Source organism: Streptomyces sp. NPDC047000 (genome assembly GCF_040644295.1).
In the GTDB taxonomy this organism is placed as follows: Bacteria; Actinomycetota; Actinomycetes; order Streptomycetales; family Streptomycetaceae; genus Streptomyces.
Map to the genome: position 1 here is coordinate 46,008 of NZ_JBEYWE010000010.1, position 26,391 is coordinate 72,398.

The 26,391-nt window shown below is 73.3% G+C and carries 19 protein-coding genes; 6 read left to right on the top strand and 13 right to left on the bottom strand.

Features of this window, described 5'->3' with window-relative positions; all coding sequences use genetic code 11:
* Nucleotides 1-146: 146 nt before the first annotated feature.
* Nucleotides 147-659 (bottom strand): hypothetical protein, encoded by a 513-nt coding sequence (locus tag ABZ862_RS17900; protein ID WP_360958949.1) that lies wholly within the window; start codon nucleotides 657-659, stop codon nucleotides 147-149.
* A 460-nt stretch (nucleotides 660-1,119) separates the two neighbouring features.
* On the opposite strand from ABZ862_RS17900, the gene ABZ862_RS17905 reads away from it, so the two are divergent.
* Nucleotides 1,120-1,794: a class F sortase gene (locus ABZ862_RS17905; RefSeq protein ID WP_360958951.1), complete on the top strand. Its 675-nt coding sequence runs from the start codon at nucleotides 1,120-1,122 to the stop codon at nucleotides 1,792-1,794.
* 51 nt (nucleotides 1,795-1,845) lie between these two features.
* Here the strand turns inward: ABZ862_RS17905 and ABZ862_RS17910 are convergent, their stop codons facing one another.
* Both ABZ862_RS17910 and lysX read right to left on the bottom strand, forming a co-directional pair.
* On the bottom strand, nucleotides 1,846-2,691 hold the full coding sequence (locus ABZ862_RS17910; RefSeq protein WP_360958954.1) for a polysaccharide deacetylase family protein: 846 nt from the start codon (nucleotides 2,689-2,691) through the stop codon (nucleotides 1,846-1,848).
* Between the two features lie 161 nt (nucleotides 2,692-2,852).
* Complete coding sequence (gene lysX / locus ABZ862_RS17915) at nucleotides 2,853-6,155, bottom strand: bifunctional lysylphosphatidylglycerol synthetase/lysine--tRNA ligase LysX (protein WP_360958957.1); 3,303 nt, start codon at nucleotides 6,153-6,155, stop codon at nucleotides 2,853-2,855.
* A gap of 92 nt (nucleotides 6,156-6,247) precedes the next feature.
* Between lysX and ABZ862_RS17920 the strand changes: the two genes are divergently transcribed.
* A complete protein-coding gene (locus ABZ862_RS17920) occupies nucleotides 6,248-6,709 on the top strand; it encodes a universal stress protein (protein ID WP_360958959.1) in 462 nt (153 codons plus the stop codon).
* Between the two features lie 97 nt (nucleotides 6,710-6,806).
* Here ABZ862_RS17920 and ABZ862_RS17925 read toward each other — a convergent pair whose 3' ends face one another.
* A complete protein-coding gene (locus ABZ862_RS17925) occupies nucleotides 6,807-7,955 on the bottom strand; it encodes a CapA family protein (RefSeq protein ID WP_360958962.1) in 1,149 nt (382 codons plus the stop codon).
* A 254-nt stretch (nucleotides 7,956-8,209) separates the two neighbouring features.
* Here ABZ862_RS17925 and ABZ862_RS17930 point away from each other — a divergent pair, with 254 nt between their 5' ends.
* From ABZ862_RS17930 to ABZ862_RS17940, 3 genes are all read left to right on the top strand, one after another.
* Complete coding sequence (locus tag ABZ862_RS17930) at nucleotides 8,210-8,758, top strand: sigma-70 family RNA polymerase sigma factor (RefSeq protein WP_360958964.1); 549 nt, start codon at nucleotides 8,210-8,212, stop codon at nucleotides 8,756-8,758.
* A 192-nt stretch (nucleotides 8,759-8,950) separates the two neighbouring features.
* On the top strand, nucleotides 8,951-9,466 hold the full coding sequence (locus ABZ862_RS17935) for a hypothetical protein (RefSeq protein ID WP_360958966.1): 516 nt from the start codon (nucleotides 8,951-8,953) through the stop codon (nucleotides 9,464-9,466).
* Between the two features lie 302 nt (nucleotides 9,467-9,768).
* Nucleotides 9,769-10,419, top strand: coding sequence for a zf-HC2 domain-containing protein (locus tag ABZ862_RS17940; RefSeq protein ID WP_360958969.1), 651 nt, complete (start codon nucleotides 9,769-9,771; stop codon nucleotides 10,417-10,419).
* Between the two features lie 40 nt (nucleotides 10,420-10,459).
* Here ABZ862_RS17940 and ABZ862_RS17945 read toward each other — a convergent pair whose 3' ends face one another.
* From ABZ862_RS17945 to ABZ862_RS17985, 9 genes are all read right to left on the bottom strand, one after another.
* Entirely contained in the window at nucleotides 10,460-12,571 is a 2,112-nt protein-coding gene (locus tag ABZ862_RS17945) for a SpoIIE family protein phosphatase (RefSeq protein WP_360958972.1), read from the bottom strand.
* A gap of 229 nt (nucleotides 12,572-12,800) precedes the next feature.
* Nucleotides 12,801-13,556 (bottom strand): SDR family oxidoreductase, encoded by a 756-nt coding sequence (locus ABZ862_RS17950; RefSeq protein WP_360958975.1) that lies wholly within the window; start codon nucleotides 13,554-13,556, stop codon nucleotides 12,801-12,803.
* Between the two features lie 55 nt (nucleotides 13,557-13,611).
* Nucleotides 13,612-14,919, bottom strand: a complete 1,308-nt coding sequence (locus tag ABZ862_RS17955) for an enolase C-terminal domain-like protein (protein ID WP_360959366.1) — start codon at nucleotides 14,917-14,919, stop codon at nucleotides 13,612-13,614.
* Between the two features lie 383 nt (nucleotides 14,920-15,302).
* Entirely contained in the window at nucleotides 15,303-18,329 is a 3,027-nt protein-coding gene (locus ABZ862_RS17960) for a glycoside hydrolase family 38 C-terminal domain-containing protein (RefSeq protein WP_360958978.1), read from the bottom strand.
* 97 nt (nucleotides 18,330-18,426) lie between these two features.
* Nucleotides 18,427-20,496, bottom strand: a complete 2,070-nt coding sequence (locus ABZ862_RS17965; RefSeq protein ID WP_360958981.1) for an endo-beta-N-acetylglucosaminidase — start codon at nucleotides 20,494-20,496, stop codon at nucleotides 18,427-18,429.
* Nucleotides 20,493-21,752: a glycosyl hydrolase gene (locus ABZ862_RS17970; protein ID WP_360958984.1), complete on the bottom strand. Its 1,260-nt coding sequence runs from the start codon at nucleotides 21,750-21,752 to the stop codon at nucleotides 20,493-20,495. Before ABZ862_RS17970 ends, ABZ862_RS17965 begins: the two co-directional genes overlap by 4 nt.
* Nucleotides 21,753-21,831: 79 nt before the next feature.
* Nucleotides 21,832-22,767 carry a carbohydrate ABC transporter permease gene (locus ABZ862_RS17975; protein WP_360958987.1) on the bottom strand — a complete coding sequence of 312 codons (936 nt, stop codon included), beginning with the start codon at nucleotides 22,765-22,767 and terminating at the stop codon, nucleotides 21,832-21,834.
* Entirely contained in the window at nucleotides 22,764-23,711 is a 948-nt protein-coding gene (locus ABZ862_RS17980) for a sugar ABC transporter permease (protein ID WP_360958989.1), read from the bottom strand. The genes ABZ862_RS17975 and ABZ862_RS17980 overlap by 4 nt, the downstream gene beginning before the upstream one ends.
* 9 nt (nucleotides 23,712-23,720) lie before the next feature.
* The gene (locus ABZ862_RS17985) at nucleotides 23,721-25,010 is read right to left on the bottom strand and encodes a sugar ABC transporter substrate-binding protein (protein ID WP_360958992.1); all 1,290 of its coding nucleotides are present in this window, start codon (nucleotides 25,008-25,010) and stop codon (nucleotides 23,721-23,723) included.
* Between the two features lie 251 nt (nucleotides 25,011-25,261).
* Here ABZ862_RS17985 and ABZ862_RS17990 point away from each other — a divergent pair, with 251 nt between their 5' ends.
* The gene (locus ABZ862_RS17990; RefSeq protein ID WP_360958995.1) at nucleotides 25,262-26,308 is read left to right on the top strand and encodes a LacI family DNA-binding transcriptional regulator; all 1,047 of its coding nucleotides are present in this window, start codon (nucleotides 25,262-25,264) and stop codon (nucleotides 26,306-26,308) included.
* Nucleotides 26,309-26,391: the final 83 nt, after the last annotated feature.

The following is a 26,391-nucleotide window of genomic DNA, read 5'->3' on the forward strand; positions in this document are numbered from 1 at the left end:
GGGGGGGGCTTCCCGCCACTCCCGCATCCGCGGCGCGGGGGGGGTCCCCCCCGGCCCCGCCGGCTTTGACCGGCGGGGGGCCCGGATCCGGGCCGACGGCCTGTCACACCCGCGCGAACGAGCCGCCCCTCCGCGCGACCCTGCCGTCAGACCCTCCGCTCCGTCCTGCGGCGCATCCAGAACAGGCCGCCCCCGGCCGCCGCGGCCGCGACGAGGCCGCCGCCGATCGCCATGTCCGTCGGCGTCGTCCCGGTGCCGCTGGCGCCGCCGAGGCCGCCGTGGACACCGCCGATGACGGTGAAGGCGGCCGGGTTGGTGAGGGTGCGGCCGTTGCAGTTGACGGTGATGCTGTGCGGGCCCGGGACGGCGTTGCGGCTGACGGTCGCGGTGCCCCTGGCCATCCGGCTCGAGCCGCCGACCGGGGTGAGGGAGGAGGTCGGAAAGGCGTCGGAGGTCATGGTGCCGCCGGTGGGGCAGTTGTCGACGGTGACGGAGAGCTGTCCGCCGCGGGCGATGACGCTGGGCAGGGCGACGATGTTGCTGGGTCCGGCACCCCCACCGCCGCCGCCCATGCCGTCCCGGGCGCCGGCCGCCGGGGCGGCCAGGCCGAGAACGGCGACCGCGACGGCCGAGGCCGCCAGGGCACGAGTAGTACGCATGTGTTCCTCCGCGGAAGGCGCCCCGGGACCCGTCCCCGGTAGATCGGCGAGTAAGCACCTCCCGGAAAGACCCTCAGATGACGTGCGGGCGACCGCATTTCGGCGATCGTCCGTCCTGGTGAGCCGACACGCCGGGCATCTGCCACCGGATCTGATATCGCCGCAGGTCACGAACCGTCAGAAGATTTCTCGGCGGCGCGGCCCGGACGGCGCATCCCGCCTCACCCGGACGGAAGACGCAGAGCGGGAACCGGGAGAGCAGGAAGCCCCGGAACGGTGAACGCCGGAATACCCGGAAAACCGGAATGCCGGAATGCCGGAATGCCGGGCACCGGAGAGCGCCGGGACGGCGGCGCGGCCACCCGTTCGTACCTTTCCCCGTCGCCGGTTCTCCGTGCGGCACCTAGCGTTTCCGTATGCGCGACGGACGTGGCGACGGCCGCGTCGAGAGGGGAAGCGAATGTCTGCGTCCGAGCTGGCCGAGATCGCCGAAGAGGAGGAGCGGCGCCGGAAGCGCGCTCCTTGGGGCGTGATAGCGCTGGTGCTGCTGACCGGCCTCGCGCTCATCCGGAACGGTTCGGGCGAGTTCGACGTGGGCCCGCCGCAGCCGGCCTCCGCCGCGGCCCCGGACAGCCGCGGCTCCCAGGCGCCGCCGGGCACGGGCGCCCCGGCGGCGCTGGGCTTCTCGCCCGCCGCCCGGGTCCGGATCCCGGCGATCCGGGTCGACGCGCCGGTCATGCCGGTCGGTCTGGACCCTGACGGGTGGGTGGGCGCACCGCCGCCCGAGGAGCAGAACATGGCGGGGTGGTTCACCGGTGCCGTGTCGCCCGGCGAGAAGGGCACCGCCGTGGTGGTGGGTCATGTGGACAACGCCCGTGGACCGGCCGTGTTCTACGGTCTCGGGGCGCTGGAGAAGGGGAACCGCGTCGAGGTCGAGCGCCGGGACGGGAGGACGGCGGTCTTCGAGATCTACGGGATCGAGGTCTTCGAGAAGAGCGATTTCCCCGGCGACCGGGTCTACGGCTCCAAGGGCGCACCGGAGTTGCGGGTCATCACCTGCGGGGGCGGTTTCTCGAAGCAGAACGGCTACGACGGGAACGTCGTCGTCTTCGCCCGCCTGGCCGAGGTCCGCTGAACGGTCCAGCGGTCCCCGGCCGGGCGGCTCTCCGCGCGGACGGCGTCCGGGTCAGAAGGTGTTCCGGCGGGGCACCGTCAGGTGGTAGCCGGAGTCCAGGAGCCGGGGCAGGTAGTCGCTCAGCGCCTGGACGCTCTGCGAGCGGTCGCCCCCGGCGTCGTGGGACAGCACCACGACACCGGGGGCGGCGCCGTTCTCGACGCTGCGCACGATGCTGCCGGTGCCGGGGGTGGCCCAGTCGTTGGTGTCGACGGTCCAGGCCAGCGGCTCCATGCCCAGTTCCGCGCCCAGTCGGAACACGGTGCGGTTCCAGGCGCCGTAGGGGGCGCGGAACCACCGGGGCGGTTCGCCGTAGCCGCTCTCGATGACCTTGCTGGTACGGGTCATCTCGGAGCTGATCCCGTCCCGGCTCATGGCGGTGAGCAGCGGGTGGGACCAGGTGTGGTTGCCGACGATGTGCCCCTCGTCGGCCATCCGGCCCAGCAGCCGCAGGTTCTCGGAGGCCTGTTCGCCGCACACGAAGAAGGTCGCGTGGACGCCGTAGCGGGCGAGGGTGTCGAGGATCTTCGGGGTGTAGCGGGGGTCGGGGCCGTCGTCGAAGGTGAGCAGTATGGTCCGGCCGCGCCCCGGCATCCGTACGAACGCCTCCTGGCGCACCGCGAGCGGGGCGGGCGCGGCGTGCGGCGGGCCGTAGCCGGTCAGGGGCTGGAGACGGTAGGCGGAGGGTCTGAGGGCGACGCGCGCCTGGGGGCCGGCGGCGGGGGCGGCCGGGCGTGCGGCGGGGGTGCCGGACGAGCCGGTCAGCAGCAGCCCGGCGGCGCCGGCCCCGGCGGCTCCGAGGGTGGTGGCGCCGCCGAGCAAGACCCGGCGACGCGTAAGCATCTGATCCTTCTTCATGATTAATTGGTCACCCGATAAGAGGGTTACTCTTCACGGCGACACCGGAGCGGCGGCAGGAAAGCACCCGCCCGGACCAGCACCCCGGCAGCCCGGCCCGGTGCCTCCGCCGACGGCACGTCAGCCGCCCGGCCGGCAGCCGCCCGGCGCGTGGCGGGCGGTCAGCGGCGGCGGACCAGAGGGAACGGCAGCGTCTCGCGGATCGTCAGGCCGGTGAGGAACATGACGAGGCGGTCGACCCCGATGCCGAGGCCGCCGGTGGGGGGCATGGCGTACTCGAGCGCGTCGAGGAAGTCCTCGTCCAGTTCCATCGCCTCCGGGTCTCCCCCGGCGGCCCGCAGCGACTGGGCGGTGAGACGGCGGCGCTGCTCGACCGGGTCCGTCAACTCGGAATAGGCGGTGCCCAGTTCGGTGCCGAAGGCGACCAGGTCCCAGCGTTCGGCGAGCCGCGGGTCGCCGCGGTGCTGCCGGGTGAGGGGGGAGACGTCGGTCGGGAAGTCCTTGTAGAACACGGGCAGCGTGGTGCGTTCCTCGACGAGCCGCTCGTACATCTCCAGGACGATGTCACCGGGGCCGTCACCGGCGGTGTACGGGACGCCCGCGCGGTCGCAGTGCCGGTGGAGGACGGCGAGGCCGGTGTCCGCGTCGATCCGCTCGCCGAGGGCGTCCGAGATCGCGTCGTGCACGGTTCTGACCGGCCAGCGCCCGGAGATGTCGTGCTCGGTGCCGTCCCGGCGGGCGACGGGGGCGCCGAACGCGGCGGTGGCGGCGCCCTGGATCAGCTCGCGGGCGAGGTCGAGCATCACGCCGTAGTCGGCGTACGCCTGGTACGCCTCCAGCATCGTGAACTCGGGGTTGTGCTTGTGGGAGACGCCCTCGTTGCGGAAGGTGCGGCCCAGCTCGAAGACCTTCTCCAGACCGCCGACGCACAGCCGCTTCAGATACAGCTCGGGGGCGATACGGAGGTGGAGGTCGAGGTCGTAGGCGTTGATGTGGGTGGTGAAGGGGCGGGCGTTGGCGCCGCCGTGGATCTGCTGGAGGATCGGGGTCTCGACCTCCAGGAAGCCGCGGTCCAGGAGTCCCCGGCGCAGGGCCTGGACGGCGGTGGAGCGGGCGCGGAGGACCTCACGGGCGCCGGGGGTGACGACCAGGTCGAGGGAGCGGTGGCGGACCCTGCTCTCGGGGTCGGTGAGGCCGTGGCGTTTGTCGGGCAGCGGGCGCAGGCATTTGCCGGTGAGCTGCCAGCCGGTGACGAAGACGGTCGGTTCGCCCCGGTCGCTGGGGGCGGCGCGGCCGGTCGCGGTGATGTGGTCGCCGATGTCGGTGACGGTCCTGAAGCGGTCGAGGGCGGCGGGGCCGGTGCGGTCGCGGGTGAGGGCGAGCTGGTGGTCGCCGGACCAGTCGCGCAGGACGGCGAAGACGATGCCGCCGAAGTCGCGCACCAGCATGATCCGGCCGGCGACCCGCACCTCGTCGCCGGCGCGGACCGCGGCCAGGGCGTGGGTGGGCGGCGGGACACCCACCGGGTAGGGGTCGGCGCCGCCGGCGCGCAGCAGGCCGGCCTTGCGGTGCCGCTCGCGTACCTGCTCGGGTGCCGGGGCCGCGGCCGTTCCCGGCAGGGCGGCGCCGGCGGGGCCCTCCGGCGCGCCGGATCCTTCGAGGCCGAGGGCCGACAGGGACGGCAGTCCCTCGGTGCTGGCGGGCCGCGGTCCGCGCCGGGTGCGGTGCCCCTTGCCCCACAGCTTGCGCAGGGACGGTACGGAGACGAAGCCCTCCGCGATGCCGGAGGCGAGGCCGATACGGGCCAGGGCGGCGGGTTCGGCGTAGCAGAGGAAGCGGGGGTACCACTCCGGCCGGTACTTGGCGTTGGAGCGGTACAGGGCCTCCAGCTGCCACCAGCGGGAGAAGAACAGCAGCAGCCGCCGCCAGAGCCTCAGCACGGGACCCGCGCCGATCCGGGCGCCCTCCTCGAAGACGGAGCGGAAGACGGCGAAGTTGAGGGAGATCCGGTGGACGCCGAGCCGGGGGGCGGCGGCGCAGAGCTCGGCGACCATGAACTCCATGACGCCGTTGGGGGCGGCGCGGTCCCGGCGCATCAGGTCGAGGGAGACGCCGTCGCGACCCCAGGGCACGAAGGAGAGCAGCGCGAGGAGGGTCCCGTCGGGGGCGAGGGCCTCGACGAGGAGGCAGTCGCCGTCGGCGGGGTCGCCGAGCCGGTCCAGGGCCATGGAGAAGCCCCGTTCGGTCTCGGTGTCGCGCCAGGCGTCGGCCCTGCCGACGATCTCCTCCGTCTCCGTGTCGGTGAGGACGGCGTGGCGGCGGACGCGGCAGGTCGCGCCGGTGCGGCGGACCCGGTGGACGGCCTGCCGGGTGACGCGCATGTCGCGGCCGTCCAGGTCGAAGCCGGGGACGTGCAGGATCGCCTCGTCGCCGAGCTGGAGGGCGCCGAGGCCGGCGCGGGTGAAGGCGGTGGCGCCGTCCTCGGAGGCGCCCATCACGGCGGGCGCCCAGGCGTAGCGGCGGGCCACGTCCAGCCAGGCGGCGATGGCGTGCGGCCACGCCTCGCGGTCGCCGACGGGGTCGCCGCTGGCGAGGCAGACACCGGCCTCGACGCGGTAGGTGACGGCCGCCTTGCCGCTGGGCGAGAAGACGACGGCCTTGTCGCGGCGGGTGGCGAAGTAGCCGAGGGAGTCCTGGTCGCCGTAGGCCCTCAGCAGGGCGCGGATGCGGGGTTCCTCGTCGCCGTGCAGGGCGGCTTCCAGGCGCTGGGAGCGGAAGAGGGTGGCCGCCGCGTTCAGCAGGGCGAGGGCGCCGAACAGGCCGAGCAGGAAGTAGAGGGCGTGCGGCGGGCGCCCGTCGAAGGAGCGGGCGGACACCAGGCCGCCGAGCACCCGGGTGGCGGCCCAGGCCAGGTGCTGGCTCTCGGGCAGGGTGCCGGGGAACAGCGACACCAGGGCCCAGCCGGCCAGGACCGCCGCGGCGAGGCCGGCGCACAGCACGGCGAGCGCCCGCCACACGGCGCCGCGCCGGGAGGCGGCGTAGAACTCGCGGCGGGCGACGACGAGCAGGACCAGGGCGACGCCGCAGACGGTGAGGGAGGGCACGGACTCGAAGTAGAGACCGAGGCTGAGACCGAGGGCGTCGGTCACGACGACCAGGCCGAGATAGACGACCACCAGCCACCAGGCGATCTTCTTGCGGGCGGCGGTGGCGGCCGCCAGCAGGAAGAGGAAGACGGCGTAGGCGAGGTTGGCGCTGACCGGCACGATCAGCACGTCGAGGTCGCGGACGACCGGGTGCAGCAGACCGCGCAGCGGGGCGACGAGGGCGAGCAGCAGGCAGAGCAGCCCGAGGGCACCGAAGAAGACCGCGATGCCCTCGGGCACCTTGCCGGCGAAGCCGCCGCCGGGCGACCGCAGCGGGTCTGGGCCCTGGGCCGCGGCGGAACCCGCGGTGGCAGTCATGCCTCCGACTGTAGGAAGGGCCGGGACCGTTCGCCCGTCGAACGGTCCCGGGGCGGCTTCTAGGGGGTCTGAGCTTCGGATACTCTCGCCCCGTGATGGAAAAGCGCGCGCCCCGGTTCGAACGGGGTACGGACGGCCCGAAGGTCATCGTGGTCGGTGTGGACGGCTCCGAGTCCTCTCTTCGCGCCGCCGCGTACGCCGCGGGCCTGGCCCGGCGGCAGCGCGCGCTGCTCGCACTGGTGTACGTGCAGCCGGTGATGGCGGCGGGCGCGGCGATGGGCGCGCCGGTCGCGGAGGCGACGGGTGGGATCGCCGAGGACCTGATCGCGTACATCCGCAGGTCGGCGGAGCAGTCCAAGGGGATATTCGATCTCCGCTGGGAGTTCCACACGTTCCCCGGCGACCCCTACAGCGGGCTGGTGAAGGCGGCGGACGAGCTCAAGGCGGACGCGGTGGTGGTGGGCGCCTCGGAACAGGCGGGCCACCGCATCGTCGGCTCGGTCGCGATCCGCCTGGTGAAGGCGGGCCGCTGGCCGGTGACGGTGGTGCCGTAGGCCTGTCCGGCGGATCGGCCGGAACCCGGGAGCACCGCCACGGGTCCTGACCGCCACCGCCCGCCTCGGCCGGGACCCGGCGGGCCGGGCAGGGCCGTCAGTCGGACATGACGAGGCCCGCTTCGGCCGCGCCCCGGCTGAGGACGACCTCGCGGATGCGGTCGCGGACCGCGGTGAGACCGGCGTCCCCCGCGATCGCCCGGTTGAGGTTCACGACGCGGCCGGTGCCGGTGTCGTAGAGCTGCGGGACGAACTCGGCCCGGGTGACCTGCCAGCGGGCGCCGGGCCGCGCGGGCGGGGCGAAGGCGAAACGGGCGACGGTGGACTGGTTGCCGCGCGGGTCGTGGACGCCCGCGTCGTTGGTCATCTCACCGGCGATCTGGTCGCCCATGCCGTACACCACCCAGGTGCCGTTGACCTTCTCGTACGCCTGCGGGATGTGCGCGTGGGTGCCGACGATCAGGTCGATGTCGGGGCGGCCGGCGGTCCGGGCGGCCGTGAGCCGGCGGGCCAGGGTCCGCTGCGTCTCGTCGGGCTCGTCCTGCCACTCGGTGCCCCAGTGCACGGAGACGACGACCACGTCGGCGCCCGCCTTCCGGGCGGCGCGCGCGTCGGCGAGGATGCGGGCGGGTTCCGTCAGGTTGACGGCCCAGGGCTCGCCGGGCGGCAGGGGGAAGCCGTTGGTGTCGAAGGTGTAGGCGAGGTGGGCGACCTTCGCGGTGCCGGCGCGCAGGACGGTGGCGGTACGGGCCTCCTGCGCGGTGCGCGCGGATCCGGCGTGCCGCAGACCCGCGGCGTCCATGGCGTCGAGGGTGCGGCGGATGCCGTCGGCACCGTCGTCGAGGGTGTGGTTGGAGGCCGTGGAGCAGCCGTCGTAGCCGGTCGCGGCGAGGGCCCGGGCCATCTGCGGCGGGGACTTGAAGGTGGGGTAGCCGGTGTAGTCGCCGTCGGCACCGTAGACGGTCTCCATATGGCACAGGGCGAGGTCGGCACGGGAGACGACGGGCTCGATACCGGCGAGCATGGGGCGGAAGTCGTAGCCGGTGCCGCCGGCGTCGGAGCGGGCGCGGTCGATGACGGAGCCGTGCGCGAGGACGTCACCGGAGGCGACCAGGGTGAAGCCGCGGGCGGTGGGCGGCGCGGGGTGCCCGGCGCGGGCCTGCTCGCGTTGGTGTGCCTGGCAGGCGGCCGCCGCGGCGAGGACGACGGTGAGGGCCAGGGCGAGTTTCCGGCTACGTGTGATCATCTGTCACCTCTGAAGTCGTACCGCATCTTTTCCTATTTCAGGAATTACGCACGAATTACGAACGCATAGGTACGACACGGCAGACACCCCCAAACGGCACCAGGGCCCCATCAGCCCATCCGGTTAACCCGACCGGACCCTTGGCGGACCGCCGGTAACCGTTCGTCGTACCGTTCGTCGACGCGATCGACCGTCCGCCGCACATCCGTGTGCGCACTCTGTCCCGGAACGGCCCCCTGGGGTGCCATACGGCCATGACGGCCGGAACCACCACCCTCACCGACGTGACGACCGCCGAGCACGAACTCGCCGCCCTCCAGCGCGAGCACGGTCGCCCCCTCTTCGCCCTGCTGCTGCGCCTGTGCGACGGCGACCGGCAGCGCGCCGAGGACCTCGTGCAGGAGACGCTCGTACGAGCCTGGCAGCACCCCGAGGCGCTGCGCGCCGACACCTTCGACTCGGTACGGCCCTGGCTGATGACCGTGGGCCGCAGGCTCGCGATCGACGCGCGCCGGGCCCGCCAGGCACGGCCCGCCGAGGTCGGCGACGCGGTCCTGGAGAACTCCCGGGTGATCGCCGACCACGCCGAACGGTCCGCCGCGACCCTGGACGTGCGGCAGGCTGTGAAGACCCTCACTCCGGAGCACCGTGAAGTCCTGGTGCTCGTGTACTTCCACGGGGCGAGTGTGGCGGAAGCAGCCGAAACGCTGGGAATTCCAGCCGGTACCGTGAAGTCCCGCGCGTACTACGCGCTGCGCGCCCTGCGCCGGGTGCTTCCGGGTTATGCGGCCGACCTGCGCTGAAACCGTGAGTCAGGTCAAACCTCGGTAAAGCGCCTTGCTGAGGATCGCGGTTGGGCCATGAGCTGTCTTCATCCGTGTTCCGGACGGTGGCCTCGCCGCCGGTTCCCCCGCCCGCCCCCGGGCGGCGGGGAACCGCACGGCACGGCTCCGGCACCCGGGCGACGCGCACGCACCGGAGGAAGGCAGGAAGCGATGCTGCACAGAGGTCAAGAGAGCACGGACGGCACCGGCGGCGGTGAACTGAGCGTCCCCATGGCCTGGCTGTACGCCGAGTACATCGCGGACGAGCTGCTGCGCACCGGGGATCTGATGCCGCCGACGTCCTTCGAGTTCCGCGCCGGCCGCGACGCGCTGGCGCTGACCGTCTTCCTGTCCGACACCGAGGGCGAGCTGTCCGGGATCCGGGTGGTCACCCAGCTGGAGACCTGGCTCTCACTGACGGCGTACGACCAGCCGTGGCAGCACTGGGTGCGCTCACGCATGGGCGAACTCGCCGAAGGCGCAAGGAAGTCGGGCACCCCGTCGGCCGACCTGGCACTGGCCGAGCAGGCCTGGCGCTGGCTGGAGGAGACCGAGCTGCTGGCGCCCGACCTGGACGCGGTGCCGGACGGCACGGCCGTGACCGGCGAGGACGACGGACCGCAGGTGTGGACGCCCGCCTGGCAGCTCGGGCTGCCGCTGGGACACCTCGCGATCCACCTCTTCTGACCCCACGGCACCCGCCGCTGCCGACCGCTGCCGACCGGCACCGTCCACCCGCCCCGACCCGCCGCCGTCCACCCCTCCCGGCTCGCTGTCACCCGCCCCTCCGGCCCGTCGCCGCCGTCTCCTCCGGGCCGTCGGCAGGGGCTGCTTCCCGGCTGTTCCGGCCCGCGGCCAATCCGCGGGCCGGACGGCTCCGAATCCCCAGGTTGCGATTCGACAAGGGCCTTGAGTGATTCGGGGGTCTGGTGCGTACCGGTGGGAGCAAGGAGTGACCCCACCCCCACCCAACGGCACGAGGATTCGGCATGAGGTCCCTGGAACGGCATCGCGACGTCGGCGCCTACGCTCTCGGCGTGCTGAACGAGGCGGACGCCTTCCGCTTCGAGGACCATCTGATGGAGTGCCCCAGCTGCACGACGGACGTGACCGAATTCGGCCCGACCGCACGGCAGTTGCTGCTCTACCGCCGGGCGACGCCGCACTCCGTGCATCCCGCGGCACAGCCCGGCCCCCGGCTGCTGGAGCGGCTCGCGGCCGAGGTGTCACGGCGTCATCGCGCCCGGCGGCGCCGCTCGCTGTACGCGATCGCCGCCGCGGTCGTGCTCGCCGTGGCCGGGCCCGGGCTGGCCCTGTGGGCGGCTCCGGACACGGGCCCCGCGCGGGTCACGGCCACCGACGCCACGACGGGGGTGTGGGCACAGGTCGTCACGGAGGACGCGGAGTGGGGCAGCGATGTGCGGCTCACCATCAAGGACGGTACGGGCCCGCGGGCCTGCCGGCTCATCGCCGTCGGCGCGGACGGCGACGAGCAGACGGTGACCACCTGGACCATGCCGGACGGCGGCGCGGGCCCCAGCACCGTCCAGGGCGGCTCGGCGATGCACTCGGACGAGATCGACCACTACGACGTCCGTACGGCGGACGGCGACAAACTGGTGACGCTGAAGCAGCGTTAGGCGACGCCGGGGCGGCGGTCGGGGGCGGTGGCCCACCGGTTCACGGCCGGGGCGGGACCGTGAACTCGCACCACACGCATTTGCCGCCGCCGCGCGCCTCCACGCCCCAGACGTCGCTGAGGAGGTCGACGAGGAGCAGGCCGCGGCCGGAGACGCCCGACTCCCCCGCGTGGCGGGGGCGGGGCAGGGCGCTGGAGCAGTCCTCGACCTCCACGCGCAGCCGCTGCCCGAAGCCGCCCGGCATCCGCAGCGTGACGATCGCGGAGCCCTCGGTGTGCATCAGGGCGTTGGTGATCAGCTCGTCGGCGACCAGTTCCACCTCGTCGGCGCGGTCCCGGGCGCCCCACGCCCGCACGGCGGCCCGGATCATGTGGCGGGCCTCCCGGAGCGCCTCGGGGTCGCCCGGGGCCACGTGCTGCCGGAGCCGTCCGCCGGACCGCGGGGCCTCCTGCGCCCGGCGGCGCAGCAGGAGCAGGGCCACGTCGTCGTCCCCGCCGCGCTCCTCGGCCATGTCGATCAGCCGGTCCGCGAGCGCCTCCACCCCGCCGTGCGCACCGTCCGGGGCGGTCGCGACGGCCGTGACGAGCGCCTGCAACCCGTCGTCGAGGTCGGCGCCGGGGCGTTCGACGAGGCCGTCGGTGCACAGCAGCAGTGTCTCGCCGGGATCGAGCTCGACGGTGGCGACCGGATAGGCGAGCCGCCCGAACGCGGCGGACAGGCCGAGCGGCAGTCCGCCCTCGACGGCCACCCGGCGGCAGCTGCCGTCGCCGTGCCGGATCAGCGGGTCCACGTGGCCCGCCCGGACCATCTGGACCACCCCCGTGACCAGGTCGGCCTCCGCGTACAGACAGGTGGCGAAGCGGTCGGTGTCGAGTTCGTGCAGGAAGACGGAGGCGCGGGCCATCACGGTGGCCGGCGGGTGCCCTTCGGCGGCGTAGGCGCGCAGCACGATGCGCAGCTGGCCCATCACGGCGGCGGCGTGCGTGTCATGGCCCTGGACGTCGCCGATCACCGCGCCGACCCGGCCGCCGGGCAGCGGGACGATGTCGTACCAGTCGCCGCCGATGTCCCGCCCGGGGGCTTTTGTGGCGGATCCGGCACGGTAGCGGACGGCGACGTCGGCGCCGGGGACGCTGGGGATGGTGCGCGGCAGCATCGCCTGCTGAAGGCCCCGGGCGAGGTCCCGCTCCTGCTCGTAGAGCATGGCCCGCTGGAGGTTCTGGGCGATGCTGCTGCCGAGTGCGATCAGTGTGGTGCGCTCGTCGGCGGAGAAGCCGTGCCGGTCGCCGTAGAGGATGCCCATGGCGCCGATGGGGCGGGCCTGGGCGATGAGCGGGAGATAGGCGGCGGAGGTGATCCCCAGGTCCGCGATGCGTGTCCAGAGTATGGGGTAGCCGGTGGCGAACTCCTCGGGCGATTCGATGAAGCGCGGGCTGAGGGTCTGGACGACCTCGCTCATCGGGTACGGCTCGTCGACACGGGTGACCATGGTGCCGGGGACCACGGTCTCGGCGGGGCCCGGCGCGATCATCCGGATCCGGCCGGCCTCCAGCAGGCCGATGACGAGGGTGGTGGCACCGAGGTGGGGGACGCCGTGGGTGTCGTTGAGCACGTCGATGACGTCCTGGACGGTACGGGTGTGCGAGAGCGCGACGGTGACGGCCTGGACGATGTCCCGCTGGCGGCGGGCGGTGGCGTCCTGCGCGGCGTCCTGGGCGGTGCGCAGGCTGCGGGCCTCGCTGTCGGCGAGTTCCCGGGTGGCGTCGCGGACGAGGCCGAGGACCCGGCGCGGGCGGCCCGTGGCGTCCCGCCGGATGTGGCCCTGGACGTGGGTCCAGCGCGGGGAGCCGTCGCGGCGGCGGATGCGGAGGTAGGTGCCGTAGTTCTCGCTGCCGTCCTTGATGGCCTGGGACACCACGGCGTCCAGCCGGCTCGCCTCCGCCGCCGGGATGCGGATCGCCAGGGACTCGGGGTGGCCGTCGTACTCCTCGGGACGCAGGTCGAAGATCTCGTGGGCACGGGGGTCGAGGCGGGACAGCCCCGTGTCGAGGTCCCAGTCGAAGGTCCCCGTCCCGTTGAGCGCCAGGAACGGATCCGGGCGGGCGGGCCAGTCGTCCGGGAGTGACGGGGCGTTCGCTCCCCGATCAGCCATGGAGCCACCTTGCCAGGAATTGTCCGGTTCTTCGAGTGAGAGAGTCTCACAGGAGGCGGATCGTGGCACGGTCGATGACCGGGCGCCGCCACCCGCGCACGGTGAGTGAGAGCACCGCCGGAGGGCGGAGGGCACAGGGCTCAGGGCGCCGGGTGCGCACCCGCGACGACGTGCCGCCCCGGCCGCCGGCCCGGACGGCGCTCACCGGGTCACCCGGGCGCCGGGTGGCTCACCGGCCCGCCGGGCGCAGCCGCAGGCCCTGCATCCCGCCGTCGACGGCGAGGGCGGTGCCGGTGGTGGCGCCGGACAGGGGGCTCGCCAAGTAGGCCGCGGCGGCCGCGACTTCCTCGGCGGAGACCAGGCGTCCCATGGGCTGGCGGGCCTCGAGAGCGGCGCGTTCCGCGTCCGGGTCGGGGGCCTTGTCGAGGAGCCGGCCGATCCACGGGGTGTCCGCCGTACCGGGGTTGACGCAGTTGACCCGGATGCCCTCACGGATGTGGTCGGCGGCCATGGCGAGGGTGAGGGAGAGGACGGCGCCCTTGGTGGCGCTGTAGAGGGCGCGCTGCGGCAGCCCGGCGGTGGCGGCGACGGAGCAGGTGTTGACGATCGCGGCGTGCCGTGAGCGGCGCAGATGGGGCAGGGCGGCGCGGGTGGTGCGGACCATGCCGAGGACGTTGACGTCGTAGACGTGGTGCCACTCCGCGTCGTCGTTGTCCTCCACGGTGCCCTGGGCGCCGATCCCGGCGTTGTTGATCAGCACGTCGAGGCCGCCCAGCTCCGCGGCCGCGTCGGCGACGGCCGCCCGTACCGAGGCGTCGTCGGTGACGTCGGCCTTGCGGCCGAGTAGCGGTGCGGCGATGCCGGAGGGGTCGAGGTCGAGGACGACGACCTCGGCGCCGCGCGCGGCGAGGAGGTCGGCGGTGGCCCGGCCGATGCCGGAGGCGCCGCCGGTCACCAGGGCGCTGAGTCCCACGAAGTCGTTCATCGGGTCCGTCCTTCCATGTCCGTACTGCTCCTCGTGCCGCTTCTCGTGCCGCTCCTCACGCGGCGTCCCGGGCCGCGCGGTCCTGCTGGGTCTGCGGGTCGGCCGCCCAGAAGCTTCCCCCGGGGTAGGTGAAGCGCGCAATGGATTCCGGTCGCATGGCCGCGGAGAAGCCGGGCGCGGTGGGCGCGGTGTAGTGGCCGGCGCGGACGACGACCGGGTCGGTGAAGTGCTCGTGCAGATGGTCGACGTACTCGATGACCCGGTCGGCGGTGGTGCCGGACACCGCGAGGTAGTCGAACATCGAGAGGTGCTGGACGAGTTCGCACAGCCCGACACCGCCCGCGTGCGGGCAGACGGGCACGCCGAACTTGGCGGCGAGCAGCAGGATCGCGAGGTTCTCGTTGACGCCGCCGACCCGGGCCGCGTCGATCTGGAGGACGTCGAGGGCGCCGGCCTGGAGGAGTTGTTTGAACACGATGCGGTTCTGGACGTGTTCGCCGGTGGCGACCTTCACGGGGGCCACGGCGGCGCGGATGGCGGCGTGGCCGAGGACGTCGTCGGGGCTGGTGGGCTCCTCGATCCAGTACGGGTCGAACGCGGCGAGCGCCCTGGTCCAGCGGATGGCCTCGGCGACGTCCCAGCGCTGGTTGGCGTCGACGGCGATGCGCACGTCCGGTCCGACGACCGCGCGGGCGGTGCGGCAGCGCCGTACGTCGTCGTCGAGGTCGGCGCCGACCTTCAGTTTGATCTGGGTGAAGCCCTCGGCGACCGCGGCGGCGGCGAGCCGGCCGAGCTTCTCGTCGTCGTAGCCGAGCCAGCCGGCGGAGGTGGTGTAGGCGGGGAAGCCGCGCTCCAGGAGCCGGGCCCGGCGTTCACCGGCGCCGGTGCGGCCGTGGCGCAGGATGGCCAGGGCCTCCTCGGGGGTGAGGGCGTCGGTGATGTACCGGAAGTCGATCTGGCCGACGAGCCATTCGGGTTCGGCGTCGGCGAGCAGCTGCCACAGGGGTTTGGCGGCGCGTTTGGCGGCGAGGTCCCAGACCGCGTTGACGACCGCGCCGATCGCCATGTGCATCACGCCCTTCTCGGGCCCCAGCCAGCGCAGCTGGCTGTCGCCGACGAGGTCGCGGAAGAGCGAGCCGGGGTCGGCGCAGACCTCGGCGACCGGCCGGCCCAGCACATGCCGGCGCAGTGCGCCGATGGCGGCGACCTGGACATCGTTGCCACGCCCGATGGTGAAGGTGAAGCCGTGCCCCTCGTGGCCGTCCGCGGCGTCGGTGCGCAGCACCACGTAGGCCGCCGAGTAGTCGGGGTCGGGGTTCATCGCGTCGGAGCCGTCGAGTTCGCGCGAGGTGGGGAAGCGGATGTCGTACGTGTCGAGCGCGGTGACGCGGGCGGGGGCCTGGAGCGGGGCGGGCGGGGCCGCCGGGGCGGGGGTCGGCCGGGTCGGGGTCGGGGGCACGGGGCGCCTTTCGGTCGGTGAGGTGCGGGGCGCGGGGTGCCGGGGTGCGGCGGTCCGCCCGTGCGGGCGGACCGCCGCGGCCTCCGGACCGGGGCCTCCGGCGTCCTCGGTGCTGCCGTGGGAGCAGTTGCCGGAAAGATGTGTCCGACCGCTCGGACCGTTCGGCCCTCAGGGGCTGGACAGCCTCGGACGGCAATTTTCCCGCGCTGCGACCTTAGTCGTCCGATCACTTCCTGACTAGAGCACTCTGCATCACCGGGCCTCCCTTCCTCGGTACGGAGTGGGTGCTAACGGGACAGCCGAAGCGTCCACAGCTCGAAGGGACGCAGCCGCAGCGCGATCCGGTCACCGTCCAGGTCGGGTGCGGCGGTGTCGGCGAGTGGACGTTCCAGCAGGTCGGTGGGGGTGACGCCGGTGCATGCGAACCCGACGGTGAGGGTGGCGCGGGTGCGTGAGCCGTGCGCCTCGTGGAAGCGGACGATCACGTCGCCGCTGCCGTCGTCGGCGAGTTTCACCGCCGTGACGACCACCGCGTCCCGGTCGACCGACACCAGGGGGGCCACTTCGGCGGCTCCGGTGGTCCGACGTTCGGGCAGATTGATGCGCCAGCCCTCGCGGACCGCGTCGGCGATGTCCGCGCCGGGCACCAGCGCGTGGCGGAAGCGGTGGACGCCCTGGTCGGTCTCGGGGTCGGGGAAGCGGGGGGCGCGCAGCAGGGAGACGCGGACCGTGGTGGTGGTGCCCCGGTCGGCTCCGTCGCCGGTGTCCCGGACGGTACGGGTGACGTCGTGGCCGTACGTCGAGTCGTTGACGATCGCGACGCCCCAGTCGGGCTCCGCGAGATGGACGAACCGGTGGTTGCAGGCCTCGAACCTGGCTGCCTCCCATGAGGTGTTGGTGTGGGTGGGCCGGTGGACGTGCCCGAACTGGGTCTCGGACGCGTACCGTTCGGCGTGCAGGTCGAGCGGGAAGGCGAGCTTGAGGAACTTCTCCGTCTCGTGCCAGTCGACCTCCGTGTCCACCACGAGCCGCCGCTCCCCCGGGGGCAGGGTCAGCAGCTGGATGACCCGGGAGGCGCCGAAGGTGCGGACGATCCGCACCGAGGTCCCGTCCTCGCCCGGGGCCAGCTCGTCGACGCCGGTGAGGTCGGTGACGGTGTTGCGGTAGAACTCGTCGACGTCCCAGGCGTCCCACATGTTCGGGAAGTCCTGGTGCAGCTGGAGGAGGTTCGCGGCCGTGCCGGGGGCGACGGTCTCGCGGTCGGCGGTGCGGTCGTACGCCGACACGACGAGGCCGCGCCCGTCGATCTCGACGCGCAGCAGGCCGTTGTCCAGGACGTGGCCGCCCGCCGGGCGGGGGGTGACGCTCGTGGCGCCCTCGGCGGCCGGCGGCCGTGCGCCGCCCGCCGGGACCCCGGCGCGGGGGTGCGGGGCGGAGTTGAACAGCAGCGGGGTGGTGCCCTCACCGGCGAGGGCGTGCTGGGCGGCCTCGATGATCGCGTCCAGTTCGGCGGCGACGCGCTCGTAGGTGGCGCGGGCCTCGCGGTGCACCCAGGCGATGGACGAGCCGGGCAGGATGTCGTGGAACTGGTGCAGCAGCACCGTCTTCCAGATGCGGTCCAGCTCGTCGTGGGGGTAGGGGAATCCGGTGCGTACGGCGGCGGTGGCCGCCCACAGTTCGGCCTCGCGCAGGAGGTGTTCGCTGCGCCGGTTGCCCTGTTTGGTCTTCGCCTGGCTGGTGAGGGTGGCGCGGTGCAGTTCGAGGTACAGCTCGCCGACCCAGACGGGCGGGGCGGGGTAGTCGGCCTCGGCCTTGGCGAAGAACGCGGCGGGCGTCTCCCAGACCACGGTGGGCGAGCCCTCCAGGTCGCGCAGCCGGGCCGCGCGGGCGACCATCTCGCGGGTCGTGCCGCCGCCCCCGTCGCCCCAGCCGGTCGGCGCGAGGGAGTGCCGGGCGCGGCCCTTGTCCTTGAAGTTGCGTGCGGCGTGGGCGAGTTCGCTGCCCTTCATGGCGCAGTTGTAGGTGTCCACGGGCGGGAAGTGGGTGAAGATCCGGGTGCCGTCGATGCCCTCCCACAGGAAGGTGTGGTGCGGGAAGGTGTTGGTCCGCGACCAGGAGATCTTCTGGGTGAGCAGCCGGGTCGAGCCGGCCGCCCTGATGATCTGCGGGAGTCCGGCGGCGAAACCGAAGGTGTCGGGCAGCCACGCCTCGTCGTTCTCGATGCCGAACTCGTCGAGGAAGAACCGCTTGCCGTGCACGAACTGACGGGCCATCGCCTCCGAGCCGGGCATGTTGGTGTCGGACTCCACCCACATCCCGCCGGCCGGCACGAACCGTCCCTCGGCGACCGCCTTCTTCACCCGCGCCCACACCTCGGGCCGGTGCTCCTTCACCCAGGCCCACTGCTGCGCCTGCGACATGGCGAAGACGAAGTCGGGTTCGTCCTCGATGAGGGCGGTCATGTTGGCCGTGGTGCGGGCGACCTTGCGGACGGTCTCGCGCAGCGGCCACAGCCACGCCGAGTCGATGTGCGCGTGCCCGACGGCGCTGATCCGGTGCGCGGAGGGCGCGGCGGGTGCGGCCAGCGCGGGTGCGAGCAGGGAACGGGCGCGGGCGGCGGTGCCGTTGACGTCCTGGAGGTCGACGGCGTCCAGTGCCCGGTCGACGGTCCGCAGGATGTCCCAGCGGCGGGCCGTGTCCTGCGGCAGCTCGGCCATCAGCTCGCCGAGCACCTCCAGGTCGGCCACCAGCTCCCACACCGTCCGGTCGAACACGGCGAGGTCCGTCCGGGCGAGCGTGTACTGGGGCACGCTGCCCGCGGTCTCCTTGTCGCCCAGCCGGGTGGGCAGGAAGGGGTGGTGGTCGAGGATGACGGGGTTGGAGGCGGCCTCGATGTGCAGGCGCACCTGCTCGCCGCCCTCGGCGGGCGCGGCGACGCGCACCCACTGGTTGCGCGGGTTGAGTCCCTTCACGGGGCTGCCGTCGGGCCGGTAGACCAGGCCCTCGCACTGGAAGCCGGGCATGTTCTCGTCGAAGCCGAGGTCGAGGATCGCCTCGACGGTCTTCCCGGCCCACGCCTCGGGCACGGTCCCGGTGACCCGGAACCAGCTGGTGCCCCACGGGGCACCCCACCGGGCGCCCGGCCCGATCGGCTCGGGTTCGGCCGCGAGCCCTTCGGCGACCGGCACCGGCTCCCCCGGGGCGTGCCACACCGCTGCCTCGAGCGGCACGGACTCGGGGTAGACGGCGGGGCGGATGCGTTCGTCGAGGACGCGCCGGAGACGGGCTTCGACCAGTGTGCGGTCGTCATGCATGTGGGGTGCTCCCGTGGCTGGGTTGCGAGGTCACCGGGCGGGTGACCGGGGGTGGGTGGTCACCCGGTGGGCGACCGGTGGGCAGGTGGCGGCACCGTCACCAGGGGTGGGTGACGGTCACCGGGTCCGACGAGGTGTAGAGCTCCCCCACGGCACGCAGTTCGAACCGTGCTTCCGTCTCGTCCTGCTCCGGCTGGAGCCCGGCGGCGAACCAGGCGAGCTGGCAGGTGCCGCCGAGGAAGCGGCGGGTGCCGTCGGTCAGGACGCGGTGGAGCTCGTAGTGCCGTACGGCACCGGACGCGGCGCTCCAGCCGAGGCGGAGGTCGCCGGCGGAGGCGGCGGTGACGGTGAAGCCGGACGGGGGGCCGGGGACGGCCGAGGCGGCGGCCGGGGCGTCGTACACCGCGATGCGGCCCAGCCGCCACTGCACGGGGCCGGTGGTGGCGGTGAGCCGGACGCCCAGCATATGGACGGTGCCGGTGCCGGTCGGCCCGCCCAGCGGGACGGTCGCGGTGGTCCAGCCGTCGACCGGTGCGGCGCCCGTGACCGGCAGGTACGTGTACGGCGGTGCCTGTCCCGCCGCGCCCGGCTCGTCGGTGGCGACGGCCAGTTCCACGTCCGCGGCCCCGGCGTCCGTGCGGTAGGTCAGCTCGACCACCGTGTCGGGGGTCACCGGGAGCCGTACCGCGTGCAGATCCAGTTCCGCCGGCCGGTCGAGGGCGCCGCTCACCAGCACGCTGCTGCCGCCCCGCCACGCGTTCGCGAAGTCGAAGGTCACCGCGGGCCGGGCGCCCGCCGTCCGCACCGCCCAGCGCCGCGAGGGGAGCCGGTCCTGGAGTCCGAGGTGGTTCCACGGTGTGGTGGAGGCGACCGCCCCGTCCGCGTACCACCGCAGCCCGTGACCGGTGTTGAACACGCTCGCAAACGGCAGCGAGGTCACCGTCGAGCGGTCCGCGACCGACACGGCGGGCGCCCGCCAGGGATCGGTGGCGTCCGGCTGCCCGGGGTCCAGGGAACGGCCGGTCCAGAACCGGTCGTCGGAGGCGTGGAAGTCGGCCGGGGTGCGGGTGGCGGCGGGCAGGTGGTTGCGGGTCCACTCGGGCCGGTAGAAGCCGAGGGAGGCGATGTGCGCCGAGCCGGTCGGCACGATCGCGTCCCAGTTGACGCCGCTGTTCGACCCGTTGGACTCGACGTCGACGCCCGCCCACAACTCGTAGCGGCTGCGGCCTAGTTGGTCGGCCCTGGTGGCGGACGAGGCGAGTGTGCCCGTGGACCAGCGGAAGTCGACGAACAGGTCGTCGGCAGCCTGGAAGAACGCCTGGTTCTGGGTGTTCAGCGCGCCCTGCCAGCTGACCGTGCCGCTCACGGTCATCGCGTCGTACCAGGTGACCCGCTGTCCCTGGGCCGCCGCGAGGGACTTCAGCTCGGTGACGAAACCGAGCATGTCGGTGCCGAGGGCGGCGTTGCCGCCGCCGGTCTCGGCGTTGACGAACCAGCCGTCGAAGCCGTACGCGGCGGCCACCGCGACCAGTCGGGCGGCGAGCGGGTAGTGTCCGGCGGAGTCCTTCTGCACCAGGTCGCGGGTCCACTGGAGCAGGCCGCCGTAGGCGGTGGGCGGCAGGAAGATGTTGCCGAGGACGGGCACGCCGTGGCGGTGGGCGGCGTCGACGACGGGCGCGTTCGGGGCGAGGATCAGGCCCTCCCCCGACGAGCCGCCCCAGAAGACGAGTTCGTCGAGGTAGGCCCAGTGCGTGAGGGCGTAGTGGTCGGCGGTGGCCGCGCCCTGGGCGGGGTTGGCGGACGTCGGGGCGAAGGACACCAGTGACTGGACACGGGCCTGCCCGGCACGGGCGGTGGTGTTGGCGGGGACCGGCGTGAAGCGGGCGGCGAGCGGCTCGGCGGCCCGGTTGAAGGCGAGGTCGGCGTCGCCGTCGGCGGTCCAGGTCTTCAGGCTGCGCCAGGTGATGCCGGTGCCGGGGGTGCCGGAGGGCAGGCTGTCGGGGTACCAGTACGAGGCGTACGGGGGTGTGGCCGCGGCGTCGGCCGCGGGTGCGGCGGCCGGGGTGCCGGTCGCGGGTGCGGCGGACGCCGTGGGGAGCGGGCCGGCGGCGGCCGTGGCGGCGGCGCCGGTGACGGCGAGCAGGACCGTGCGTCTGGTGGGGTTCACGAGCTGGTGCCTCCTGGTGGGGTGGGGAGTACCTGTTCGGGAGTGACGACCTCGGTGATGCCCCGCGCGGCGAGGTGTGCCCGGTCGCCGGCGCGGGTGTCGAGGACGGTGGTGGGGCGGGCGCGGTCCGCGGTCAGCCGGAAGAAGGCGTCGTAGACGGGCCCGCCGGGGGCGCAGCGGGAGCGGACGGCGGGGTCGGCCGGGACGACCAGCGCGGTGGTGCGCGGGGCGGGGGCGGGGAGGGCGGCGCTGCGGGCGAAGGCGGACAGGATCCCGGCCGTGTCCTTGGGGCGCCGGTCGTTGGTCAGTACGCCGAGGCCGTACTCCAGCTCGGGGAAGTCGCCGAGATCGCGGGAGACGTCGTGGGAGCACCACCAGGTGATGCCCCACAGGTCGGGGCAGTCCAGGGCGTGGGCGACGGTGGCGGCGGTGAAGGCGGCGGCGTGCCCGGCGGGGATCAGGGGCGCGGGGGCGCCGACCTCCTGGAGCCAGACGGGGCGGTGCGGGTCGTCGGCCCACGCCTTGCTCAGCTCGATCAGGTACGCGGCGTGGTGTTCGGTGGGGACGGAGGCGCGGCCGTGGCGCTGGGCGGTGCCGTCGAACACCCAGGAGTGCACGGCGGTGAGGGCGCCGAGCCGGGCGGCCTGGGCCGGGGTGAAGGGCATGTCGTCCTGGTACCAGGTGGCGTCGTACTCGGCGTGCAGATGGGTCCGGCCCGGGGCGCCCTCCTCGCAGGCGGCGAGCATCCTGGTCAGCCAGGCGTCGATCGCGTCGCCGCTCGCCCGGTCGGGGTCGGGGTGGGGGCCCGCGGAGAACTGGTTGATCTCGTTGCCGACGGTCATGCCGAGGAAGCCGGGCCGCCCGGCGAGGGCGGCGGCGAGGGTGCGCAGATACGCGGCCTGGGCCTCGACGACGTCCGGGTCGGTGAAGAGGTTGCGCCGGTGCCAGGTCCTGGTCCAGGCGGGCAGGAAGTCGAAACTGCTCACGTGGCCTTGCAGTCCGTCCACGTTGACGTCGAGTCCGCGTTCGGCGGCGGCGTCGACGAGCAGCACCAGGTCGTCCACGGCGCGCGGCCGGATGAGGGTGCGGTTGGGCTGGAAGTAGGGCCACAGCGGGAAGACCCGGATGTGGTCGAGTCCGAGCGCGGCGACGGAGTCGAGGTCGGCGCGCACCGAGTCGGGGTCGAAGTCGAGCCAGTGGTGGAACCACCCTTCGCTGGGGGTGTAGTTGACGCCGAAGCGCACGGCAGGGGGCATACGGGGTCCCGTTCCTTCGGACGGCGGTGCGCGCGAGGACTCCCGGACGGCGGGGCGTCCCTCGCGCGCGTCGGGGGGTTCAGCCCTTGACGGCGCCCTCGCCCACGCCGCGGAAGAAGTACCGTTGCAGACAGGCGAAGAGGGCGATCAGCGGCGCCACGGCGATGACGGTGCCCGCGGCGACGAGACGTTCGTCGCCCGCGAAGGTGCCGTGCAGATAGTCGAGGCCGATGGTGAGGGTGAACCTGGACGGGTCGCTGAGCACGATGAGCGGCCAGAGGAAGTCGTCCCAGGCGCCCATGAAGGCGAAGATCGCCACCACGGCGAGGGTGCCCCTGACGGCCGGCAGCGCGATCCGCAGGAACCGCTGCCACACGTCGGCGCCGTCGACGTAGGCGGCCTCCTCGATCTCGTACGGCAGCCGGAGGAAGGCGTTGCGCATCAGCAGCACGTTCATCGCGCCGACCGACCCGGGCAGCATGACGCCCACCAGGGTGTTGTTGAGGCCGAGTTCCCGCATGGTGGTGAACTGGGCGATGATGATGCCCTCGGCCGGGACGAGCATCGCGAGGACGAAGACCAGGCCGGCGGCGCGGCGCCCCCGGTAGCGCAGCCGGGCCAGCGCGTAGCCGGCGAGGGCCGAGCCGACGCAGTTGGTCACGACACTGGCCGAGGCGACTTTCAGCGAGTTGAGGGCGTAGTCCCACACGGGGATCGTGTCGGCGACGCGCCGGTAGTTGTGCAGGGTGGGGTGGCTCGGCAGGAACCTCGGGGGCGAGCTGAAGATGTTCTCGGTGGGGCCCTTGAGCGAGGTCGACAGCTGCCAGAGGAAGGGTCCCGCGGTCAGCGCGAGTACGGCGAGCAGCAGCAGGTAGCGCAGGGCGAGTTCCCAGAGCGGGACGCGGCGGCCGTGCTCGTCGGCGAGCCGGGGACGGCGTACGGCCGCGGGGGCCGCCGGGGCGCGCCGTGCGCTGCCCGGGGTGGCGCTCGTGTCTCCTCGCCGGGTGGTGCTCATGTCTCCTCCCTGCGGTCGGCGCGCAGCACGAGCAGCATCAGGGCGACGGTGACGACGAACACGACGACGGAGATCGCGGAGGCGTACCCGACGCGGCCGGTGAGGCCGGTGCCGGTGCACCGGACCAGCATCACGAGCGTGGTGTCCTCGCCCGCCGGTCCGCCGTCGGGGCCCGCCATCAGGTAGACCTCGGAGAACACCTTGAACGCGGAGACCGAGGAGAGCGCGCCGACCAGGACCATGGTGGAGCGGACGGCGGGCACGGTGACGGTGAGGAAGCGGCGCACCGGGCCCGCGCCGTCCACGGCGGCTGCCTCGTGGAGCTCGCGCGGCACGTCGGCGAGTGCCGCCAGATAGATGATCATGTAGTAGCCGAGGCCCCGCCACACCGTGACCGCCATGGCGCTCAGCAGGAGCAGCCACTGGTCGCTGAGGAAACCGACGCGTCCCACGCCGACCGCCGCGAGCAGGGCGTTCACCAGACCGCGTTCGTCGAGCAGCCACACCCAGATCAGCCCGACGACCACGATCGAGGCGACGACCGGGGTGTAGAAGGCGGACCGGAAGAAGGTGATGCCCGGGATGTTCTTCTGCACCAGCAGCGCGAGCAGCAGCGGCAGCACGACCAGGGCGGGGACGACGCCGAGGACGTAGAGCGTGCTGTTGCGCAGGCCGGTCCAGAACATGTCGTCGTGGAGCAGTTCGCGGAAGTTGGCGAGACCCGTGAAGGTGCCCGGCACCAGGGTGCGGCGGTCGGTGAAGGCGTTGACCAGGGTGGAGACGAACGGGTAGAGGATGAACGCGCCGGTGACCAGCAGCCCGGGCGCGGCGAACAGCCAGGGGCTGACCGGCAGTTGGCGTCGTACGCGGGCCGGGACCCGGTCGGTGCGGGTGCCGCCGGCCGGTGCCGCGGCGGGGGTGGGACGGGGGGTGGCGGTGGCCATCGGCGTCCCTCAGCCCTGCTGCCGCAGGAGCCGGTCGCACGCCTTGACAGCGTTGTCGAGCGCCGCCCCGGGGCTCTCCTTGCCCTGCAGCGCCTTGGCGACCTCGTTGCGCAGCGCGGTCTTCATCTGGTCGCTGAACAGCACCGGGGTGTAGTTCACGGCGTTCTTGAGCGACGTGGCGGAGGCGACCCGCACCCGGGTCACGTCGGTGCCGTCCTGCTCGGTGAAGTACGGGTCGTCGAGGGAGCCGGCGGTGCTGGGGAAGATGGCGACCTTCCTGGCGAACGACATCTGGTGCGCGGCGTCGGTGACCCAGTGGGCGAAGGCGACGGCCGCCGGGGCGTGCTTGGTGCGGGAGTTGACCATCACGCCCATCACATACATGTTGACGTGGCCGGTGCTGGTGATCTGGTCGGTGATGCCGATGTTCCTGTAGAGGTCCGGCGCCTGCTTCTTGAAGTTCTCCAGGTCCAGAGCACTGCCGGGGTTCATGGCGACGGCACCGGTGAGGAATTTCTTGCCCGAGGACTCCGGGGTGGCGGTGAGCGCCTGCGGGTCGAGGGCCTTGGCGTCGTACAGCTCCTTGTATTTCGCCAGCAGGCGCACGCCCTTGGCGTCGTCGAAGGCGAAGCCGGTGCCCTTGGCGTTCATGAGGGGGACGCCGTAGCGGCCGAAGTCCTCGATGGTGGGCACGTTGGCGAGGGTGGCGACCCTGCCGTGGCTCCTGCCGGCCATCTCCAGGGCGTCGGCGAAGAGTTCGTCGTACGTCTTGGGCGGCTGCCCGGGGTCGAGGCCGGCCTTCTCGAACAGGGACTTGTTGTAGAACAGCGGCCCGGTGTTGAGGTACCAGGGGAAGGCGTACGTCCCGCTCATGCCCGGTATCCGGTGGCTGGCCCAGGCGCCCGGCAGATACTCCTTCTCGTAGCGCGCCGCGGACTTGTCGAGGTCGAGGGCGAGGCCGGCCTCGGCGAGCGGGGCGACGAGGTCCGGGGAGACGTTGACGACGTCGGGCAGGGTGCCGCCGGCCGCGTCGGCGCTGATCTTGTCGGCGTAGCCCTCGGCGGGCTGGTCGATCCACTTCACATGGGTGCCGGGGTACTTCTTCTCGAAGCCGGCGACGACGTCCTCGAAGTAGGTCTTGAAGTTGGCGCGGAGGTTCCAGGTCTGGAAGGTGATGTCACCCTCGACCGGGCCCGAGGCGTCGGTGGAACCGCCCGGGTCGTTTCCCGAGCCGCAGGCGCTCAGCGGCAGGACGAGGGCGACGGCGGCGGCGGCGAGGGCTCTGCGGGAGATGCGCACGGTGGTGGACTCCTTGGCAGTGATGGTGCGGCGGGTGTGTCCCTGCGTTCGACCCGGCTGAATTCTTCGGCGGCACGCCGACCGCGAAGCGGCGTACGGAAGAGCAGCCCATCACGGGTGGCCGTAAGAAATGGCAGGCCAAAACGCCCGGACAACACGCCTGCCGCTTCCTTGCGGTCCCTCACTAATGCGCTTTAGAGTTACCGCACTCAAGCGCATTAGTGCAAGCGTCGCGGGAAACGAGGACAAGGTTGTCGGCACGACGTTCCCCGGCCCGCCGGCCGACGATGAAGGACATCGCGCGCCGCGCCGGGGTCTCCGAGAGCGCCGTGTCGTTCGCGCTCAACGGCAGGCCGGGGGTCTCGGAGACGACCCGCGAGCGGGTGCGCCGGGTGGCCGAGGACCTGGGCTGGCGTCCCAGCACCGCCGCCCGCGCCCTGTCCGGGGAGGGCGCGGCGACGGTCGGCTTCGTGCTGGCACGCCCGGCGGACACCCTGGGGGTGGACTCGTTCTTCCTCCAACTGGTGTCCGGTATCCAGGAGGTGCTGGCGGAGCGGCATCTCGGGCTGCTCTTCCAGATCGCGGCGGACACCGCCGACGAGTGCGCCGTCTACCGCCGTTGGTGGGCCGAGCACCGGGTGGACGGTGTGCTGGTGGTCGACCCGCGCACCGAGGACCCCCGCCCCGGTCTGCTGGACGAACTCGGCCTGCCCGCCGTGGTGATAGGGGGTGCGACGGACGAGCGGCACCCGGGACTGTCCACGGTGTGGGCGGACGACGCCGAGGCGATGGCGGCGCTGGTGGACGAGCTGTGCGCGCTGGGCCACCGCCGGATCACGCACATCGCGGGGCTGCCGGAGCTGGCCCACACCGAGCGCCGGGTGCGCGCCCTGCGCGCGGAGGCCGGCCGGCGCGGCCTCACCGAGGTGCGGTCGCTGACCACGGACTACTCCGACGCGGAGGGCGCCGCCGTGACCCGCCGGGTGCTGGAGTCGGCCGCTCCCCCGACGGCGATCGTCTACGACAACGACGTGATGGCCGTCGCCGGGGTGGCCGCGGCGGCCGGGCTGGGCTTCTCCGTGCCGGGGGACCTGTCGGTGGTGTCCTGGGAGGACTCGGCGCTGTGCCGGATGCTCAGGCCGTTGCTGTCGGCGCTGTCGCGGGACAGCGTGGAGTTCGGCAGGACGGCGGCCCGGGAGCTGACGGCGCTGCTGGACGGGGGTCCGGCGCGGACCGTGCGGGTGCCGGTGCCGCGGCTGATCGTGCGGGGCAGCACAGGGGTGGCGCGGGACGCCTGAGGGACGCGGCGCGACGGGCGGCGCGGGACCGGGGAACGGCGGAGCACGGGCGGCCGGCCGGGAACGACAAAGCCGCGGCCGGT

Excerpts from the sequence above, each read along its gene's own strand:
- ABZ862_RS17900 (WP_360958949.1), bottom strand. The coding sequence starts at position 659 with ATGCGTACTACTCGTGCCCTGGCGGCCTCGGCCGTCGCGGTCGCCGTT.
- ABZ862_RS17905 (WP_360958951.1), top strand. The coding sequence starts at position 1,120 with ATGTCTGCGTCCGAGCTGGCCGAGATCGCCGAAGAGGAGGAGCGGCGC.
- ABZ862_RS17910 (WP_360958954.1), bottom strand. The coding sequence starts at position 2,691 with ATGAAGAAGGATCAGATGCTTACGCGTCGCCGGGTCTTGCTCGGCGGC.
- lysX (WP_360958957.1), bottom strand. The coding sequence starts at position 6,155 with ATGACTGCCACCGCGGGTTCCGCCGCGGCCCAGGGCCCAGACCCGCTG.
- ABZ862_RS17925 (WP_360958962.1), bottom strand. The coding sequence starts at position 7,955 with ATGATCACACGTAGCCGGAAACTCGCCCTGGCCCTCACCGTCGTCCTC.
- ABZ862_RS17930 (WP_360958964.1), top strand. The coding sequence starts at position 8,210 with ATGACGGCCGGAACCACCACCCTCACCGACGTGACGACCGCCGAGCAC.
- ABZ862_RS17935 (WP_360958966.1), top strand. The coding sequence starts at position 8,951 with ATGCTGCACAGAGGTCAAGAGAGCACGGACGGCACCGGCGGCGGTGAA.
- ABZ862_RS17940 (WP_360958969.1), top strand. The coding sequence starts at position 9,769 with ATGAGGTCCCTGGAACGGCATCGCGACGTCGGCGCCTACGCTCTCGGC.
- ABZ862_RS17945 (WP_360958972.1), bottom strand. The coding sequence starts at position 12,571 with ATGGCTGATCGGGGAGCGAACGCCCCGTCACTCCCGGACGACTGGCCC.
- ABZ862_RS17950 (WP_360958975.1), bottom strand. The coding sequence starts at position 13,556 with ATGAACGACTTCGTGGGACTCAGCGCCCTGGTGACCGGCGGCGCCTCC.
- ABZ862_RS17960 (WP_360958978.1), bottom strand. The coding sequence starts at position 18,329 with ATGCATGACGACCGCACACTGGTCGAAGCCCGTCTCCGGCGCGTCCTC.
- ABZ862_RS17970 (WP_360958984.1), bottom strand. The coding sequence starts at position 21,752 with ATGCCCCCTGCCGTGCGCTTCGGCGTCAACTACACCCCCAGCGAAGGG.
- ABZ862_RS17975 (WP_360958987.1), bottom strand. The coding sequence starts at position 22,767 with ATGAGCACCACCCGGCGAGGAGACACGAGCGCCACCCCGGGCAGCGCA.
- ABZ862_RS17980 (WP_360958989.1), bottom strand. The coding sequence starts at position 23,711 with ATGGCCACCGCCACCCCCCGTCCCACCCCCGCCGCGGCACCGGCCGGC.